General features: G+C 65.8%; 14 protein-coding genes. 12 read left to right on the forward strand and 2 right to left on the reverse strand.

Translation table 11 applies throughout. The features are described 5' to 3' along the window. The first annotated feature begins 214 nt into the window (after window positions 1-214). The 5 genes from KVO92_RS09640 to KVO92_RS09660 all read left to right on the forward strand — a co-directional run bounded on the left by KVO92_RS09640 (window position 215) and on the right by KVO92_RS09660 (window position 6,487). Window positions 215-2,017 carry a thiamine pyrophosphate-requiring protein gene (locus KVO92_RS09640; RefSeq protein ID WP_217475360.1) on the forward strand — a complete coding sequence of 601 codons (1,803 nt, stop codon included), beginning with the start codon at window positions 215-217 and terminating at the stop codon, window positions 2,015-2,017. Beyond that, window positions 2,014-3,126 (forward strand): enolase C-terminal domain-like protein, encoded by a 1,113-nt coding sequence (locus KVO92_RS09645; protein ID WP_217475361.1) that lies wholly within the window; start codon window positions 2,014-2,016, stop codon window positions 3,124-3,126. Before KVO92_RS09640 ends, KVO92_RS09645 begins: the two co-directional genes overlap by 4 nt. Before the next feature lie 100 nt (window positions 3,127-3,226). After that, window positions 3,227-4,198 (forward strand): hypothetical protein, encoded by a 972-nt coding sequence (locus KVO92_RS09650; RefSeq protein ID WP_217475362.1) that lies wholly within the window; start codon window positions 3,227-3,229, stop codon window positions 4,196-4,198. Continuing rightward, window positions 4,198-4,839, forward strand: a complete 642-nt coding sequence (locus tag KVO92_RS09655) for a gluconate 2-dehydrogenase subunit 3 family protein (RefSeq protein WP_217475363.1) — start codon at window positions 4,198-4,200, stop codon at window positions 4,837-4,839. The genes KVO92_RS09650 and KVO92_RS09655 overlap by 1 nt, the downstream gene beginning before the upstream one ends. Next, the gene (locus KVO92_RS09660) at window positions 4,829-6,487 is read left to right on the forward strand and encodes a GMC family oxidoreductase (RefSeq protein ID WP_217475364.1); all 1,659 of its coding nucleotides are present in this window, start codon (window positions 4,829-4,831) and stop codon (window positions 6,485-6,487) included. The genes KVO92_RS09655 and KVO92_RS09660 overlap by 11 nt, the downstream gene beginning before the upstream one ends. A gap of 10 nt (window positions 6,488-6,497) precedes the next feature. Here KVO92_RS09660 and KVO92_RS09665 read toward each other — a convergent pair whose 3' ends face one another. Then, window positions 6,498-6,857, reverse strand: a complete 360-nt coding sequence (locus tag KVO92_RS09665; RefSeq protein WP_217475365.1) for a copper-binding protein — start codon at window positions 6,855-6,857, stop codon at window positions 6,498-6,500. 149 nt (window positions 6,858-7,006) lie between these two features. Between KVO92_RS09665 and KVO92_RS09670 the strand changes: the two genes are divergently transcribed. From KVO92_RS09670 to KVO92_RS09685, 4 genes are read left to right on the forward strand one after another with little or no spacing between them, the layout of a single operon-like run. After that, a complete protein-coding gene (locus KVO92_RS09670; protein ID WP_021207528.1) occupies window positions 7,007-7,315 on the forward strand; it encodes a PepSY domain-containing protein in 309 nt (102 codons plus the stop codon). Then, a complete protein-coding gene (locus KVO92_RS09675) occupies window positions 7,315-7,620 on the forward strand; it encodes a PepSY domain-containing protein (RefSeq protein ID WP_217475366.1) in 306 nt (101 codons plus the stop codon). The genes KVO92_RS09670 and KVO92_RS09675 overlap by 1 nt, the downstream gene beginning before the upstream one ends. Continuing rightward, window positions 7,620-8,285 carry a response regulator transcription factor gene (locus tag KVO92_RS09680; protein ID WP_217475367.1) on the forward strand — a complete coding sequence of 222 codons (666 nt, stop codon included), beginning with the start codon at window positions 7,620-7,622 and terminating at the stop codon, window positions 8,283-8,285. The genes KVO92_RS09675 and KVO92_RS09680 overlap by 1 nt, the downstream gene beginning before the upstream one ends. Then, window positions 8,282-9,607 carry a sensor histidine kinase gene (locus tag KVO92_RS09685; RefSeq protein WP_217475368.1) on the forward strand — a complete coding sequence of 442 codons (1,326 nt, stop codon included), beginning with the start codon at window positions 8,282-8,284 and terminating at the stop codon, window positions 9,605-9,607. Before KVO92_RS09680 ends, KVO92_RS09685 begins: the two co-directional genes overlap by 4 nt. Before the next feature lie 36 nt (window positions 9,608-9,643). Here KVO92_RS09685 and KVO92_RS09690 read toward each other — a convergent pair whose 3' ends face one another. Further along, window positions 9,644-9,859 (reverse strand): hypothetical protein, encoded by a 216-nt coding sequence (locus tag KVO92_RS09690; protein WP_021207532.1) that lies wholly within the window; start codon window positions 9,857-9,859, stop codon window positions 9,644-9,646. 333 nt (window positions 9,860-10,192) lie between these two features. On the opposite strand from KVO92_RS09690, the gene KVO92_RS09695 reads away from it, so the two are divergent. From KVO92_RS09695 to KVO92_RS09705, 3 genes are all read left to right on the forward strand, one after another. Continuing rightward, window positions 10,193-11,062 (forward strand): helix-turn-helix transcriptional regulator, encoded by an 870-nt coding sequence (locus KVO92_RS09695; RefSeq protein WP_217475369.1) that lies wholly within the window; start codon window positions 10,193-10,195, stop codon window positions 11,060-11,062. Window positions 11,063-12,035: 973 nt separating this feature from the next. Continuing rightward, on the forward strand, window positions 12,036-13,271 hold the full coding sequence (locus KVO92_RS09700) for an exonuclease SbcCD subunit D C-terminal domain-containing protein (RefSeq protein WP_217475370.1): 1,236 nt from the start codon (window positions 12,036-12,038) through the stop codon (window positions 13,269-13,271). Further along, on the forward strand, window positions 13,268-16,924 hold the full coding sequence (locus KVO92_RS09705) for an AAA family ATPase (RefSeq protein WP_217475371.1): 3,657 nt from the start codon (window positions 13,268-13,270) through the stop codon (window positions 16,922-16,924). Before KVO92_RS09700 ends, KVO92_RS09705 begins: the two co-directional genes overlap by 4 nt. The last annotated feature ends 479 nt before the right edge of the window (window positions 16,925-17,403 follow it).

Below are 17,403 nucleotides of genomic sequence, written 5' to 3' on the forward strand. Positions count from 1 at the left end.
CGGACAGGCGAAGCGCGATCCGGCCTCCTCTACGCTCGTCACTTTTTGTAATAACTCAGAAACCCTCGCCCCCCTCATCCGGTCCAGACCAGAAGAGCAGGCATTGCGGGGCTGCGCGAAGGCCGCTTGCATTGCGCGTGAAGTCAGCGTTGCGTGCGAACGTCTCCGAGCCCTCCCTCTGCCTGAATGGTCCATCAGGTCAAGCGAGGTTTCCATGGCTATGACAGTGGGTGACTACGTAATCGAACGCCTCTACCAATGGGGCGTGCGCCGCATCTACGGCTATCCCGGTGATGGCATCAACGGGGTATTCGGTGCGCTCAACCGCGCCAACGAGAAGATCCGCTTCATCCAGGCCCGGCACGAGGAAATGGCCGCGTTCATGGCCTCGGCCGACGCCAAATTCAGCGGCGGCCTCGGCGTCTGTATCGCCACGTCGGGGCCTGGTGCGGCGCACCTGATCACCGGCCTCTACGACGCGCGCCTGGACCACATGCCGGTGCTCGCCATCACCGGGCAGAAATCGCGGACCGCATTGGGCAGCCACTATCAGCAGGAGATCGACCTGCCGGCGCTGTACAAGGACGTGTCCGGCGCCTTCGTCGAGCAGGCCAGCGCGCCGGCGCAGGTCCGTCATCTGATCGACCGGGCGATCCGCACCGCGGTGGGCGAACGCAAAGTGGCAACGCTGATCCTGCCCAGCGACATCCAGGAAGCCGAATACAGCGAGCCGCCGCGCTCGCACGGCGCGGTGCACTCCGGCATCGGCTACACGCGGCCGAAGGTGATGCCCTACGAAGCGGACCTGCAACGCGCTGCCGAGGTACTCAACGCCGGCAAGAAGGTCGCCATCCTGGTGGGCGCCGGCGCGCTGAATGCCACCGATGAAGTGATCGCCGTGGCCGAGAAACTCGGCGCCGGCGTCGCCAAGGCGCTGCTCGGCAAGGCCGCGGTGCCGGACGACCTGCCCTGGGTCACCGGCTCCATCGGCCTGCTCGGCACCGAGCCGAGCTACAAGCTGATGACCGAGTGCGACACGCTGCTGATGATTGGATCGGGCTTCCCCTACTCCGAATTCCTCCCCGAAGAAGGCCAGGCGCGCGGCGTGCAGATCGACCTCAAGGCCGACATGCTCAGCATCCGCTACCCAATGGAGGTGAACCTGCAGGGCGACTCAGCCGAAACCCTGCGCGCGCTGCTGCCCCTGCTGCAGGAAAAAACCGAGCGCAAATGGCGCCGGCAGATCGAAGAGTGGCGCATGGACTGGGAGCAGGTGCTGGAAAAGCGCGCCATGGTCGAGGCCCATCCGATCAACCCGCAGCGTGTGGCGTTCGAGCTGTCGCCCCGCCTGCCGGAGAACACCATCGTCACCAGCGACTCCGGCTCCTGCGCCAACTGGTACGCCCGCGACGTGAAGATGCGCCGCGGCATGATGGGCTCGCTGTCCGGTGGGCTGGCCTCGATGGGCGCCGCTGTGCCCTACGCCATCGCCGCCAAGTTCTCCCACCCGGATCGCCCGGTCGTGGCGCTGGTGGGCGATGGCGCCATGCAGATGAACAACATGGCCGAGCTGATCACCGTCGCCAAGTACTGGCAGGAGTGGCAGAACCCGCAGTGGATCTGCTGCGTCTTCAACAACGAGGACCTCAACCAGGTCACCTGGGAACAGCGGGTGATGGAGGGCGATCCGAAGTTCGCGGCCTCGCAGGATATTCCCAACGTGCCCTATCACCGCTTTGCCGAATCCATCGGGCTGAAGGGCATTTACGTCGACCGTGAAGATAAGGTCGCGGCCGCCTGGGACGAGGCCTTCGCCGCGGGCCGACCGGTGGTGCTCGAGTTCAAGACCGACCCCGACGTTCCACCGCTGCCGCCGCACATCAAGCTGGAACAGGCCAAGGCCTACGCGTCGGCCCTGCTGCATGGCGACCCGGACCAGGGCGGGATCATCAAGCAATCGGCCAAGCAGGTGCTGAGCAAGGTCCTGCCGGGGCACAAGGGCAAAGACAAGGAATGAGCAATCGTCCCGATGCCGCCATCCGGGCGCTGCGGGTGGCGGCCTATCGCGTCCCGACCGATGCGCCCGAAGCGGACGGCACCTTTGCCTGGGAGGCCACCACGCTGGTCGTCGTCGAGCTGGATGCCGGCGACCAGACGGGCCTCGGCTACACCTATGCCGACGCCTCGCTGGTGCGGCTGATCGAGGAGCATTTTCGCGATCTGCTCATCGAGGCGGACGCGTTCGCCATCGGCCAAACCAACGCGCGGCTCTGGGCCAGCGTGCGCAATCTCGGCCGCTCGGGGCTGGCGGCCTGTGCGATTTCGGCCGTTGATTGCGCCCTCTGGGACCTCAAGGCGCGCTTGCTCGGCCTGCCGTTGGCGCAGCTGCTCGGCATGCATCGCGAGCCTGTCGCCGTCTACGGCAGTGGCGGCTTCACCAGCTATGACGATGCGCGCCTGCGCGAACAGCTCGGCCGCTGGGTCCAGGAAGACGGTTGCCGCTGGGTGAAGATGAAGGTCGGCGCCGATGCGCCGCGCGATGCCGAACGGGTGCGGGCCGCCCGTGACGCCATCGGAGAGGCGGCCGGGCTGTTCATCGACGCCAACGGCGCGCACACGCCACGCAGCGCCATCGCCTTTGCCCACCAGATTGCCGAGCAGCGCGTGGGCTGGTTCGAAGAACCGGTCAGTTCCGACGATCTGCCGGGGTTGCGTCAGGTACGCGATGCCATCGGCGCCAGCGGTCAGCCGATGGACGTGGCCGCGGGCGAATACGCCTATACGCCGGATGACTTTCGCCGGTTCGTCGAGCACCGCGCGGTAGACGTGTTGCAGGCCGATCTCACCCGTTGTGGCGGTGTGACCGGCTTCCTCCAGGCTGCGGCGCTGTGCGAGGCGTTTCACCTTGATCTTTCGGCGCACTGCGCACCGGCCCTGCACCTGCACGCCTGCTGTGCGGCGCCGCGTTTTCGCCATCAGGAATGGTTTCACGATCACGTTCGGTTGGAGGCCCTACTGTTCGACGGCGCGCCGCAGTTGAAAAACGGCGCGGTGACGCCGGACCTCACGCGCGCTGGGCATGGCCTGCGGCTGCGCGAGGCGGACGCCCGCCGCTACGCGATCTGACAGGCTGTCGCGCACCGCAAGCGAGGCAGGCGCGGCGAACCTGGCCTCAACGAGCGATTGCCAACGCAGGTGGAGTTCATGGCCTGTTAACGGAGGACCTATGGTTTCACGCATCCAGCTCAGGCTATTGGCCGCCGGCACGACGACTGCGCTCGGCCTCGCCGCCCTGACCTGGCAACGCCACGAAAAGCGCGGCCGCGGCCTGCTGTTCAGCCCCAGCGCCGGCACCATGGTCGATGCGGCGCGCTCGCTGAACCGTGGCGCCGGCCTGCTGGCCACCTCGGTGGCGCTGGACAGCGCGCTGGAGCACTACCGCGGCGACTTCCAGAACCGCGCCATGTACACGCCGCTGGTCGTCTCGACGCTGTCATTGCTGGCCAGCGGGCACGGCCAGCAGGACCGCAAGGCCGTAGCGCACAAGGTACGTGATCCGATCTACCTGATCGCCGGGCTGACGGGCCTGGTGGGCACCGGGTTTCACCTCTACAACGTCAGCAAGCGGCCTGGCGGCCTGGGCTGGAGCAACCTGTTCTACGCCGCACCGCTCGGCGCGCCGTCGGCGCTGGTGCTGTCCGGCCTGCTCGGCTATTACGCCGAACGCCTGCGCAACGCCAGCGGCGATCGCGAGCCACGTGTGTTCGGCCTGCCGGCAGACCGGTCGGTCGCGCTGATGGCCGCCGGCGGGCTACTGGGCACCAGCGCCGAGGCTGGCCTGCTGCACTTTCGTGGCTCCTTCCAGAACCCGGCCATGTACCTGCCCGTCACCGCGCCACCGCTCGCCGCCGGCCTGCTGGCGGCCAGCGCGCTGGCCAGCCCACGGCGCCAACGGCTGCGCTGGCTGTCGCGCCTGGTGCTGCGCTTCACCGCGTTCATGGGGTTCGCCGGCGCGGGCTTCCATGCCCTGGGTATCGCCCGCAACAACGGCGGCTGGCGCAACTGGCGCCAGAACCTGCAGGCCGGCCCGCCGCTGCCCGCCCCGCCGAGTTTCACCGGCCTGGCGCTGGCCGGGCTGGCGGCCCATTCGCTACTGGATGAGGAAAAAGAACTGGCGCAATACCGATGGTGGAAATGATGAGCAAGCGTTACCCCGACTACGACGTGCTGCGCAAACGCCAGGGGCCTTCGTGGAACGAACCGAGCCGGCAGGTCGTGGACCGTCGGCTGGCCGTGCCGCGCGAGGCCGCATTCTTCAGCCCAACCCAACTGCGCACCTTGCAGGCGCTATGCGCGCGCATCGTGCCGCAACCGACCGATCGACCACCCGTACCGGTCGCTGCGCTGGTGCAGATGAAAGTCGGCGACAACCGTGGTGACGGCTACCGCGACGCCCGGCTGCCACCGTTGCAGCAGGCCTGGACTCTCGGCCTGGACGCGCTCGACAGCGAAGCGCACCAACGCCATCGGCGCCCCTTCGCCGACCTGCCGCCGCAGGCGCAGGACGCGCTGATCAGTGCCATGCAGCGCGGCGAGCTGAAGAGCGACGCCTGGCAGGACATGCCCGCCGCGGCCTTCTTCAGCCACCGTCTGGTACATGACATCAGCACGGCCTATTACAGCCATCCGACGGCGTGGAACGAACTCGGCTTCGGTGGCCCGGCCAGCCCGCGCGGCTATGTGCGCCTGGCCGAAGACAGCCGCGACAGCTGGGAAGCCGCCGAAGCCCATGCCGGCAACGAAGCCCGTGCCCGGGAGCTGAACCGCCATGTCCGCTGATCGCCTGCTCGACGCGCTGCACCACCCGCGCGGGGTCAACGGCCGTGCGCCGGACGTGTTCCACCGCGGCGGCTGGGTACCGATGCGCGAGTACCCGGAAAACGAACCGGTGGATTTCGCCATCGTCGGCACCGGTGCCGGCGGCGGGACGCTGGCCTGCAAGCTGGCCGAAGCCGGCTTCTCGGTGGTCGCCTTCGACGCCGGTGCCTGGTGGCGACCGCTGGAGGAGTTCGCTTCGGACGAAGCGCACCAGGAAAAACTCTTCTGGACCGACGAGCGCCTGTGCGACGGCAACAACCCGCTCAAGCTCGGCACCAACAACAGCGGCAAGGCGGTCGGTGGCAGCACGGTGCACTTCGCCATGGTCTCGCTGCGCATGCGCCCAGAGTGGTTCAGGGCGCGCTCGCTGCTGGGTTACGGCTTCGACTGGCCGCTCGACTGGCAGGAGATGTGGCGCTATTACGAGGAAGTCGAGCACGCGCTGAAGATATCCGGCCCGGTGCGCTACCCCTGGGGGCCGAATCGCCCCCGCTACCCCTATCGACAGCACGAGGTGAACGCCTCCGGCCTGGCGCTGGCCAAGGCCTGCGAAGCCATGGGCGTGGCCTGGTCGCCAACGCCGCTGGCCACCCTTTCGGCACCGCGGGATAACGCACCACCCTGCGTCTACCGCGGCTTCTGCGTCACCGGTTGCTCGACCAACGCCAAGCAGAGCGTGCTCAACACCTGGATCCCGCGGGCGCTGGCCGCCGGCGCGGAGATTCGTGATCTGGCCATGGTCGGCCGCATCGAAACGGGCGACGACGGTCTCGCGACCGGTGTGCACTATCACCGCGACGGCGGGTGGCGCTTCCAGCGCGCACGCCATGTGGTGGTCGCCGGTTACGCCATCGAAACGCCGCGCTTGTTGCTCAATTCGGCCAGCGCCCGCTACCCGGACGGGCTCGCCAACAGCTCCGGGCTGGTCGGCACGCACCTGATGGCGCACACCAATCAGGCGGTCTGGGGCGAGGTCGACGAGGAGATCCGCTGGTACAAGGGCCCGCCGTCGCTGGCGGTGTGCGAGCACTGGAACTACGAGGACCGCGGCAAGGATTTCCACGGCGGCTACGCCTTCATGAGCCAGGGCCCGTTACCGGCAGCCTGGGCCGCGACCCAGACCGGTAATCATGGGTTGTGGGGCCAGGCGCTGATCGACGAGATGCAGAAGTACAACCACCAGGTGGGCCTGAAGATCGTCGGCGAAACCCAGCCGCAATCTTGCAATCGCGTCACCCTGGCTGAGGAAAAGGATCAATACGGCCTGCCGATCGCCCGCGTGACCTGGTCGCTGTGCGACAACGACCAGCGCCTGGTCGACCACGCCATCGACTTCATGCGCCGCGGCCTCGACGGCATGGGCGCGCGCAACATCTGGAACGAAACCGACGGCACCGCGCATCTGATGGGCACAGCCCGCATGGGCAGCGACCCGGCGACCAGCGTGGTCGATGCCGATTGCCGCAGTTGGGACATCCCCAACCTGTGGATCTGCGACGGTTCGGTGTTCCCCACCTCCGGCGGGGTCAACCCCTCGCTGACCATCCAGGCGATCGCCTGCCGCACGGCCGATCGCATACGGATTCTGGCGGGACGAGGGGAGCTGTAGCGAAACCGACTCAGCGCTTGTCGATCGACACGAGCGCCGCCTTGTCGCCTTCGCTCTGAAAGCCGATCCGCACCTCATCCCCTACCGCCAGGCCTTCGAGCTGCTCGCGCCGGGCCTGGAAATCCATGCTCGAGGCCGGCCACTTCAGCGCAGGGACCGGCCCGTGGGCGATGGTCACCACGCCCTGTTCGCGGTCCAGCGCTTCGATCCTGCCCTCGGCACGCATGACGGGTTCGGACACCAGCTCCGTAGCAGGCCCCCCGTCGATATCCGGTGCATCAGCCGGCGCCGTCGGCTTGAGCAGATCCTGCGCTGTTGCAAGTTGGGCACAGAGCAACAGGCCGAGCGCGAGACGGTGTTGGGTTTTCATGACGGACCTCCTGGCAGCAGGTGGACGTGCGCTGTATTGGACAACGCGACTGCGACCTTTGCTGCCGGCAGGCCGACGCGCCAGGTTCAGTTTCGTGTAAGCCAGGATCGGTAGCCTGTGAATCGTCGAAACCCACTGAGGAAATCACTATGAAAACCCTGACTACCCTGATCACCGCCGCCACCCTGACCCTGGGTGCGAACCTCGCCATGGCCCGCGACCTTGGCCCGGACGAAGCCTTGAAACTGCGCGACGCAGGCACAATCCAATCGTTCGAGAAGCTGAACGAGGCCGCGCTGGCCAAGCATCCCGGTGCCAAGGTCGAAGAGACCGAACTGGAAGAGGAATACGGCCGCCACATCTATCAGGTTGAATTGCGCGACGACAAAGGTGTGCAATGGGACATGGAGCTCGACGCCAAGACCGGCGAAGTGCTCAAGGACCACCAGGACGATTGATGCGACCCGCCATTCTTTTCACCCTTCCATTGGCCCTGCTGCTCGCTGCCATGCCGGCGGCGAGCCGCGACCTGGATCAGGACGAGGCCCTGCGCTTGCGCCGCGACGGTCTGATCCGGCCGCTGGAAACCCTGCTGCACGAGGCGCTCGAACGCCATCCCGGCGCACGGCTGCTGGAAGCGGAGCTGGAAGAAGAGGATGACCGCTACATCTATGAAATCGAACTGCTCACCGCCGACGGCGTTGCGCGCGAACTGGAACTGGACGCGCGCGACGGTCGCATCCTAAAAGACGAAGAAGACTGATGCGCCTGCTACTGGTCGAAGATAACGTCCCGCTGGCTGACGAACTGACCGACAGCCTGACCCGCCAGGGCTATGCCGTCGACTGGCTGGCCGATGGCCGCGATGCCGACTACCAGGGCGGTAGCGAGCCTTATGACCTGATCGTTCTCGACCTCGGCCTGCCAGGCAAGCCGGGGCTGGAGGTGTTGCAGGCCTGGCGCGCGCGTGGCGTCGCGACACCGGTGCTGATCCTCACGGCCCGCGACTCCTGGGCGGAGCGAATCGAAGGCCTGAAAGCCGGCGCTGATGATTACCTGACCAAACCCTTCCACCCGGAAGAGCTGCTTTTGCGAATCCAGGCCTTGCTGCGCCGCGCCCACGGCATCGCCAACCAGCCGTTGCTGGAAGCCGGCGGGGTGGCGCTGGACGAAGCCTGCCAGCGGTGCCGCAAGGACGGCCAGGACATCGAGCTGACCGCCGGCGAATTCCGGCTGCTGCGCTACTTCATGTTGCATCCCGGGCAATTCCTGTCGAAGACGCAGCTGACCGAACATCTCTACGACGGCGAAACCGAGCGCGATTCGAACGTCATCGAAGTGCACGTCAATCGCCTGCGCGGCAAGCTCGGCCGCGAGCTGATCGAAACCCGCCGCGGCCAGGGCTACCGCTTCGGCGGCGCCCTTTGAAGTCGATCCAGCGCAGCCTCAGCGTCGGACTGGTTTCCGCCCTGCTGTTGATCGGCTTGCTGCTGGTGCAGACCAGCCTGTGGCTGTTCGAGACCGGGCTGCGCCGCAACCTGGCCGAGGACCTGCGGGAAGAAACCGAAGGCCTGCTAATCGCCATGGTGCGGGGCACGGAGGGCTTCAAGCTCGATTCGACCCGGCTCAACCCGCGTTACCAGCGCGCCTTCTCCGGCCATTATTTCCGCATCGAACTACCGACGCGCAGCTGGCGCTCGCGCTCGCTCTGGGACGCAGAACCCACGTGGCCGAACGTCAACGGCCTGGCGAACGATCTGGTAGATGGGCCACAGGGGCAGCGACTGTTGATCTATCGCGCCGAATACCATCGCGATGGGCAGCTGATCGTCATCAGCGTGGCGCGCGATTACACGCCCATTCTTGACAGCTTCGCCCAGGTTCGCCTGGGCGGCCTGGGCCTGGTGGGCGCGGCCCTCGCAATAGGGCTGTTGTTGCAACGCTATGCCGTCAAGCTCGCTATGCGCCCTCTGGAGCGCGCGCGCCAGCAGATCGCGCAACTGCAGCAGGGCGAGCGCCAGCAACTGGATATCCAGGCACCACTCGAGCTGCAACCCCTGGTCGAGCAGATCAACCACCTGTTGGCCCACACCGATGACACCCTCAAGCGCTCGCGCCATGCGCTGGGCAATCTCGGACATGCGCTGAAGACACCGCTGGCGGTGCTCGGCAGCCTCATCCGTCACCAAGAGCTGCAGGCTCATCCACAGTTGCAGGCGGGGCTTGCAGAGCAGCTGGAGCAGATCCAGCAACGCGTCGCCCGTGAACTGGGGCGCGCACGGTTGGCCGGCGACGTGTTGCCCGGCGCCTATTTCGACTGCGCCGAAGAACTCGCGCCGTTGTTCGAGACGCTGCACATGATCCACCGTCGCGGCCTGAAGCTGCATTGGCATGCTCATGAGCAGTGCCGCCTCCCCTGGGATCGAGAAGACATGCTCGAGCTGCTCGGCAATCTGCTGGACAACGCCTGCAAGTTCGCCCGCTCAGAGGTGCTGTTGCGTATCGAACCGACGCCCGGCGGCTATCTTATTCAGGTTGAAGACGACGGACCGGGCATACCGGAAGATCAACGCGAAGCTGTGTTGGCGCGGGGCATCCGCCTCGACGAACGCGCCGACGGGCACGGCCTGGGGCTTGGCATCGTGCGGGATATCCTCGCCGCCTGGAATGGCCGGCTGACACTTGAACAAAGTCCGCTCGGCGGTCTACGGGCAAGCGTTCATTTGCCTGCGCCCACGCGTCGTGGGTGATGATCGAGCGAATCGGAAAAGCAGCGATGGCGCAATCTATTGCGGGCGCGCCAGTTCTCTGCGCATGTCGTCCAGCATGGTTTCCACCAGCAAGCCATTCTGCACCTGCCGTCCGGAGACGGTTCGAATGGCTTCGGTACCGTTGATGGGATAGCCGACGCGGACCACCAGGTAGCCATCGTCCTGGGGCTCTACGCGAGTTTTGTAATCTGCCGGGAAGTTCTCGGCCAGGTAACGGGACAAGGTTTTCATGAACGCCTCATGCACTGAGTCTGCAACAAAGACCCGGCTAGGCACTCGGAGATTCCGAACCACTCATCGGATGACCGCCCATCGACAAAAAACTGTAAAGCGCAACGCCCCGCCCCAATCACTCCCGGTCGTTGGCGCCGTAGGCCAGCCAGGCCAGCACACCCATGCCGGCAACGGCGGTGGCGGAAAACAGCAGCACGTTCGATAACAGGCTCATGGTCTCATCGTCCTCGTTCGGCTCGCTTGATGCACACCTGGAATATATGTAGCTTTGCACGACACGTCGAGCTAGCCGATAGTGGCGTGTAAAGTTTTCCAGCACATGAGGCGCGCATGAAACGCACACAATCGATCAGTCAGATTCGCTGGGATCTGGCCCTGCGCTACCGCCTGATCGAGACGATCGCCTGGTGGGAAGGCCGCCTGACCACTGGCCATTTGATGCAGAGTTTCGGCATCAGCCGCCAGCAGGCGTCGAAGGACATCAACACCTACCTGAACGAGCACGCGCCGAATAACCTTACATATGACCGTCATTTGAAGGGTTACAAGCCGAGCAAGGACTTCGAGCCGCTGTTCATCGATGGCAGTGCCAGCGCTTACCTGCACCTGCTGGACCAGAACCGCGACCGCGCCCCGCACATCGAAGGGCTGGCGCTGGCCTATGCGCACACCGAAGTGCTGCACATGCCCGACCGCAGCATCCGCCCCGAGGTGTTGCGGCCGATTCTGAAAGCCTGTCGAGAGGGATTGCGGCTGGAAACCGAGTACGTCTCCCTCGCCCATCCTGACGTCGAGATCCGGGTGATGGCGCCGCACACGCTGGTCTTCACCGGCACACGCTGGCACGTGCGTGCCTATTGCGAGAAGAACCGCGGTTACCGCGACTTCGTACTGAGCCGCTTTCGCGGCGAGCCGGACCTGATGGATGAAAGCGAGAACCGGGCCGAACAGGACGAGGCCTGGAACACGCCGGTGGAGGTGGTGATCGAGCCGGATGTGCGCTTGAACGCCGAGCAGAAGGCGATCATCGCAACCGATTACGGGATGCAGGATGGCGAGCTGCGCATCGCGACCCGTGGCGCCCTGGTGCAGTACGTGTTGCAGCGGTATCAGATCGATCCGAATACGGTGCTGGCGAATGCGGCGGCGCAGCAGATTCAGGTGAGGAATCTGCAGGGATTGAAGGGGTGGTTGTATTGATGGGGGTGGCGACTCGTATCGCTTTTCGTGGGAGCGAACTTGTTCGCGATCAGGTGCAGGCGCAGACCTGTGCGTGCGACGCTGCGCTTTCCTCAGCCCGGGCGGCAGGTTGCGCCTTGCACGGCGCGTCACTTTTTCTTGTGTGGCCAAGAAAAAGTAACCAAAAAGAAGGCCACCCCTACATCCGGGTTTTGCTGCGCAAAACTTCCCTCCCTCCGGCGCTGCTCCGGGGGTCGTCGCGAAGGGACATCCATGTCCCATCGCTCCTCGCTCGGCATCCATGCCTCGCGACCCCCTACGCAACGCCTACGCTCGGCCTCCTGAAGGGGACTCGGGACCGAGTCGTCTGGGAGTTTTTAAACAGCGACAGCAACAAAGCGCTTCAATCTTCGACAGGCTTCGTAGGGTGGAAAACTGCGAAGCATTTTCCACCGCAATCGACGCCGCGATTGGTCTCGAACCTAGCCTTCGAAAATCGGTGGGTAAGCTTCGCGTTACCCACCCTACGATCGCCCGAAACTCGCACAACCGCTTCGCTGCACGGCCCATCAGACACCACCGAACCGCCCCTTTCAGAAGGCCGAATGGAATCGATGCGCAGAGGGGCGAGCGGCATGGATGCCGCGAGAGCCGTGAAGGGCCATGGATGGCCCTTACGCGGCGACCCTCGGAGCAGCGATGGAACGAGGGAAGTCGAGCGCAGCGAGACCCGAATGCAGGGGCAAGACCTTTTGGTTCCTTTGGGCGGGGCCGGCCATCCGGCGACTGCCAAAAGGGACTCGCCCAGCAGGGCGAAACCAATGCAACAGCAAACCTCAGCAACAGGCCGTACCCCACGCGTCCCATGCCAAACGCCTTCGCGAGCAAGCTCGCTCCTACAAAAAACCACCCAGGAGCTTTGCGAGACCGTTGCGTCTGGACGGCTGACTCCAATCGCGCTTAACCGCCAATCCACCGTAAAAAGGCCGTGCGTATGCGCCTGATCCACACCTCCGACTGGCACCTCGGCCAGACCCTCCACGGCCAGGACCGCGACTACGAACACGCCCAGTTCCTCGCCTGGCTGCTTGACCAGCTCGTCCAGCACCAGCCCGACGCCCTGCTCATCGCCGGCGACATCTTCGACACCGTCAATCCGCCCCTGAAAGCCCAGGAGCGGCTCTACGATTTCATCGTCCACGCCCACGAAAAACTGCCGCAGCTGGACATCGTGATGATCGCCGGCAACCACGATTCCGGCGGGCGCATCGAATTGCCCGGGCCGCTGATGCGGCGCCTCAATGCCCATGCCATCGGCCGCATCAGCTGGATCGCCGAGAACCAGCTCGACCATGACCGCCTATTGGTGCCGCTGCACGACGCCAAGGGCCACGTCGCGGGATGGTGCCTCGCCCTACCCTTCCTGCGCCCGGCGGAAGTCACCGGCGGTGAGGCCGGAGATGACTACATGCTCGGCATCCGCCACGTTCACCAGCACCTGATCGCCGCTGCCGAAGCCCAGCGCCAGCCCGGCCAGGCATTGGTCGCCATGAGCCACGCGCATATGGCTGGCGGTGCGGTATCGGAAGACTCGGAGCGCAACATCGTCATCGGCGATGCCGAGGCGCTGCCGGCCAGTCTGTTCCCGGAGCCCATCGCCTACGTTGCCCTCGGCCACCTGCACAAGCCGCAGAAAGTCGCCGGGCAGGCGCGCATCCGTTACAGCGGCTCACCGCTGCCGCTGTCCTTTGGCGAGATCAATTACCCGCATCAGGTCCTGCTGGTGGATTTCGACGGCGACCAGCTCGCCAGCGTCGAGCCGCTGCCCGTGCCTCGCGCGGTGGAGATGATCCGTATCGGCCGCGCGCCGCTGGCCGAGGTGATGAGCCAGCTTGAAGCCTTGCCGCCGCTGGGTCTGTTCGCCGAGAACCTGCCGTGGCTGGAAGTACGGGTGCAGCTCGAGGAGCCGCTGCCCGACCTGCGTCAGCGCATCGAAACGGCCCTCGCCGGCAAGGCCTGCCGGCTGGTACGCATCGCCAGCGAATATACCGGCCGTCGTGGCGAGGCCGACTCCGAAGTGTTGCTCGGCCTCGACCAGATCAGCCCGCAAGAGCTCTTCGCCCGTGCCTGGGAAGAACAGTTCGGCAACCCGCCCGACGACCGGGCGCTGGACGACTTCGCCAGCCTGCTGCGCGGCGTCGAGCTCGCTGGCGAAGGAGACGCGCGATGAAGATCCTCGCCATCCGCCTGAAGAACCTCGCCTCGCTGGCCGGAGAGCAGGTCATCGATTTCACCGCCGAGCCGCTGGCCAGCGCCGGCCTGTTCGCCATCACCGGGCCTACCGGCGCCGGCAAGAGCACCATCCTCGATGCCTTGTGTCTGGCGTTGTTCGGCAGCACACCACGGCTCGACGGCGCTTCGCTGCTGAGCAAGGTCCCGGACGGCAAGGACGAGATCGGCAGCGGCGATGAGCGCAACCTGCTGCGACGCGGCTGCGCCAGTGGCTATGCCGAAGTGGATTTCATCGGCGTCGACGGCCACCGCTATCGCGCCCGCTGGGAGGTCAAGCGCGCCCGGGAAAAGATCGACGGCAAATTGCAGGCCAGCAGCCAGAGCCTGCTCGACCTGGACCGCGAACAGTTGCTGGCCAGCGGCAAGAAGCGCGAATTCAAGGAGCTGCTCGAAGCCAAGCTCGGCCTTACCCTGGCGCAGTTCACCCGGGCCGTGCTGCTGGCGCAGAGCGAGTTTTCCGCCTTTCTCAAGGCCGACGACAACGACCGCGGCACCCTGCTGGAAAAGCTCACCGACACCGGCCTCTACAGCCGCCTGGGCCAGGCCGCGTTCGAAGCGGCCAAACGCGCACGCGAGGCGCTTGCCACCTTGCAGCAACAGGCCGGCGGCGTGCAGCCGATGGACGCCGAGGCGCGCCAGGCGCTTGAAGCACAGCTTCAGGAACAACAAGCCGAGCTGAAAAATCTGCAGCAAGGACTCGACGCGCTCAAACAACAGCGCCAGTGGATGCAGGATCTGGCGCGCCTGCAACAAGAGCGTGACGCCGCCCAGCGGCAACTCGCCGAAGCCGAGGAAGAGCAGGAAAATCTGGCCGACGCCCGACGCATCCTCGGGCTGTTCGAGCAGCTGGCACCGCAGCGCCATCGATTTATCCGCGAGCGCGACCTGGCGCCGTTGCTGACAAAGGTCGAGGCAACGCTCGCCCGTCACGCGCAGGACCACGCCGCCGTCCAGCAACGTCTGGCAACGCTGGAGCAGGCTTGCCAAACCGCCACCGAGGCGCTGAAAACCGCGGAACAGGGCCTGAAAGCAGCCGAACCGCGACTGGCTGCCGCGCGCCGGGAAGAGGAACGCCTCAGCCACCTGCGCACCGACCTGCACGACGCACAAGGGCAAGCCGAACAGACCGAAACCGCGCGCAAAACAGGCGAACACACCCTCACTCAGCTACGCCAACATCAGCAACGGGCCGCCCAACAGCTCGCCAGCCTGACCGAGCAGCTCGCCACCAGCGCCGAACTGCAACCGCTGTGCACAGCCTGGAGCGGCTACCGCCCGCGCCTGCAACAGGCCGTACAGATCGCCGCCCGTCTGCAGCAAGGCCGTCAGGAACTGCCCGCCCTGGAAGCCGCTGCCAAGACCGCCGAAACGGCGCAAAGCAGTGCCAAAGCGGCGCTGGACGCGCTGCAAAAACATATCGGAGGCGACACCAGCCTCGGCGAGCAACTGGCGCAACTGACGACGAACCTCGAAGCCCTTCGCGACGCCGAGCGTGCATTCGAAAACCTGCGCGAACTCTGGTCCCGTCAGCTGCAGTGGGTCGCCCAACAGCGCGCGCTACAGAGCGAACAGAGCCGTCAGCAGAAGGAGCTGGAACAACTCACCGAGGCAGGCAAGCTGGCGCGCACAGAACGCGACGACGCGGAAAAAGCCTTGAAAGTGGTGCAGGCGTTGCTGGAGCGACAGCGCCTCGCCCGTAGCGCCAACGTTGAAGCCCTAAGAGCCGCGCTGGTAGCCGGCGAACCCTGTAGCGTCTGCGGCAGTACTGAGCACCCCTGGCACGATCGCGATGCACTGCTCGCCGCCCTCGATCAACAGGACGAGCGTGAGGTCGAGCAAGCGCAACGGCAACTCAACGCCCAGGACGAAAAGCTGCAAGCCCTGCGCGATCAGCACATCGCGCTAACCACCGGCATCAAGCAGAACGGGCAACGGCAGGCAGAAATTACCGACGACCTGGCCAAGCTCGAGGCGCAACTGGCGGACCTGCCCGGCTACGCCGAGCTGCTCGACCAGGCAGAAGCCGAACGACAAAGCTGGCTCGACAGCCGCCTGGCCTCACTCAGGTCCGATAGTGCCGGCGCTCACCGCCGCCAGCGCGAGCTGCTGGCGCTGCAACAGCAGACCGAAACGCTGCAAAGCGCCTGGCAGAGCGCACGCGACACCTGCGTCCAAGCCACGCAAACGCTCGCGGCACAGCGCGACGCCATCGCCCGCGACGACGCGCGGCTCGAGGAAGAGCTGGCCGAATTCGCCGGGCTGTTGCCCAAGGGCATGCTCGAACGTTGGCGCGAAAAACCGGCCGAGACCTTCATGCAGCTGGACGGCCAGGTTGAAGCGCGGCGCCAGCAAGTCGAACAGCAGACGGCATTGGCCGAGGAGCAGCAGCAGCGCCAGGCCGCACTGGAGCGTGAGCAGTTGCAACAGCAGCATCGCCTGGAGCAATGCAAGGCCTGCGCCGACCGGCTCGCTGAGCTGCAAAGCCGCGAGCAAGCTTGCCGCCAGGCGCTTAGCGATAGTCTAGGTGGGCAGCCCAGCGCCCAGGCTTGGCAACAGCACCTCGACAGCGCAATCCAGACTGCTCGGCAGAGACAAGCCGAGGTCGACCAGCAGCTGAACGCGGCACGGGTCGAACTGACCCGACTCTCCGGCGAACAGCACAACTGCAGCCAGCGCCGCGACGAATTGCTGGCCGAACGCAGTGCGCTCAGCGAGGAACTCGCGACCTGGCGTGCCGCGCACCCTGACCTGGACGATACGACGCTCGAGCAGCTCCTGCAGCTGGACGACACGCTGCTCACCGAAGCGCGCGAGCGGCTGCGCGCCAATACCGAACAGCTTGCCCGTGGCCGCGAGCGGCTGGACGGCTGCGAGCAGCGGCTCAAGACCCATCAGGCGGGGCAGCCGACCCCACCAGACGCCGCCACGCTGGACGCCCAACTCAGCAGCCAGCAAACCAGTTGCGAGCGCGCCGAACAGCGCAGCACCGAAACCCGCGCCGCGCTGCTCGACGATGATCGGCGTCGTAACCAAAGCCAGGCGCTGCTCGAGCAGATCGCCGACGCCACGGCCGAGAATCAGCGCTGGGGCCGTATCGCCGCGCTGATCGGCTCCAGCGACGGCGGCGCCTTCCGCAAGATCGCCCAGGCCTACAACCTCGACCTGCTGGTGCAGCACGCCAACGTGCAGTTGCGCCAGCTGGCTCGCCGCTATCGGCTCAAGCGCGGCGGCAGCCCACTGGGGTTGCTGGTCATGGACACGGAAATGGGCGACGAGCTGCGTTCGGTGCATTCGCTGTCGGGCGGCGAAACCTTTCTAGTGTCTCTGGCGCTGGCGTTGGGCCTGGCCTCGATGGCGTCGAGCAAGCTGAAGATCGAGTCGCTGTTCATCGATGAAGGGTTCGGCAGCCTTGATCCGGAGTCGCTGCAGATCGCCATGGACGCGCTGGACTCGCTGCAGGCACAGGGCCGCAAGGTCGCCGTGATCTCCCACGTGGCGGAAATGCACGAGCGCATCCCGGTGCAGATCCAGGTACAGCGACAGGGCAACGGACAGAGCGGGCTGAAGATCGTCGGCGGGCTGGGCGGCTGAGCCGCGCCCAGCCCCGCCATCGCAGGCAGAGCCTGCTCCTACAGAAAAGCGGCCACACCTGCACCGCCGCGCTTCTACGCACACCGCTGCGCCTTTGTAGGAGCAGGCTCCTACTAAGAAGCGACCTGCGCGTCCCGCACCGCACACCGCCTCGCTTTTGTAGGAGCTGGCTCTGCCTGCGACCCGCCCCATCGAACGACATCATCAGCACCTGGCTCGCTCATACGCCAACGAGCCGCACCAACCTGATCGACACCAGAGCGGACCTGAAGATCTACGGTGGGCTGGGCGGCTGAGCCGCGCCCAGCCCGGTCATCGCAGGCAGAGCCTGCTCCTACAGAAAAGCTGCCACACCCTGCGCACCGCCGCGCTTCCGACACCGCACACCGCCTCGCTTTTGTAGGAGCTGGCTCTGCCTGCGACCCGCCCCATCGAACGACATCGTCAGCACCTGGCTCGCCCATACGCCAATGCGCCGC

Source organism: Stutzerimonas stutzeri (assembly GCF_019090095.1).
Classification (GTDB): domain Bacteria; phylum Pseudomonadota; class Gammaproteobacteria; order Pseudomonadales; family Pseudomonadaceae; genus Stutzerimonas; species Stutzerimonas stutzeri_AN.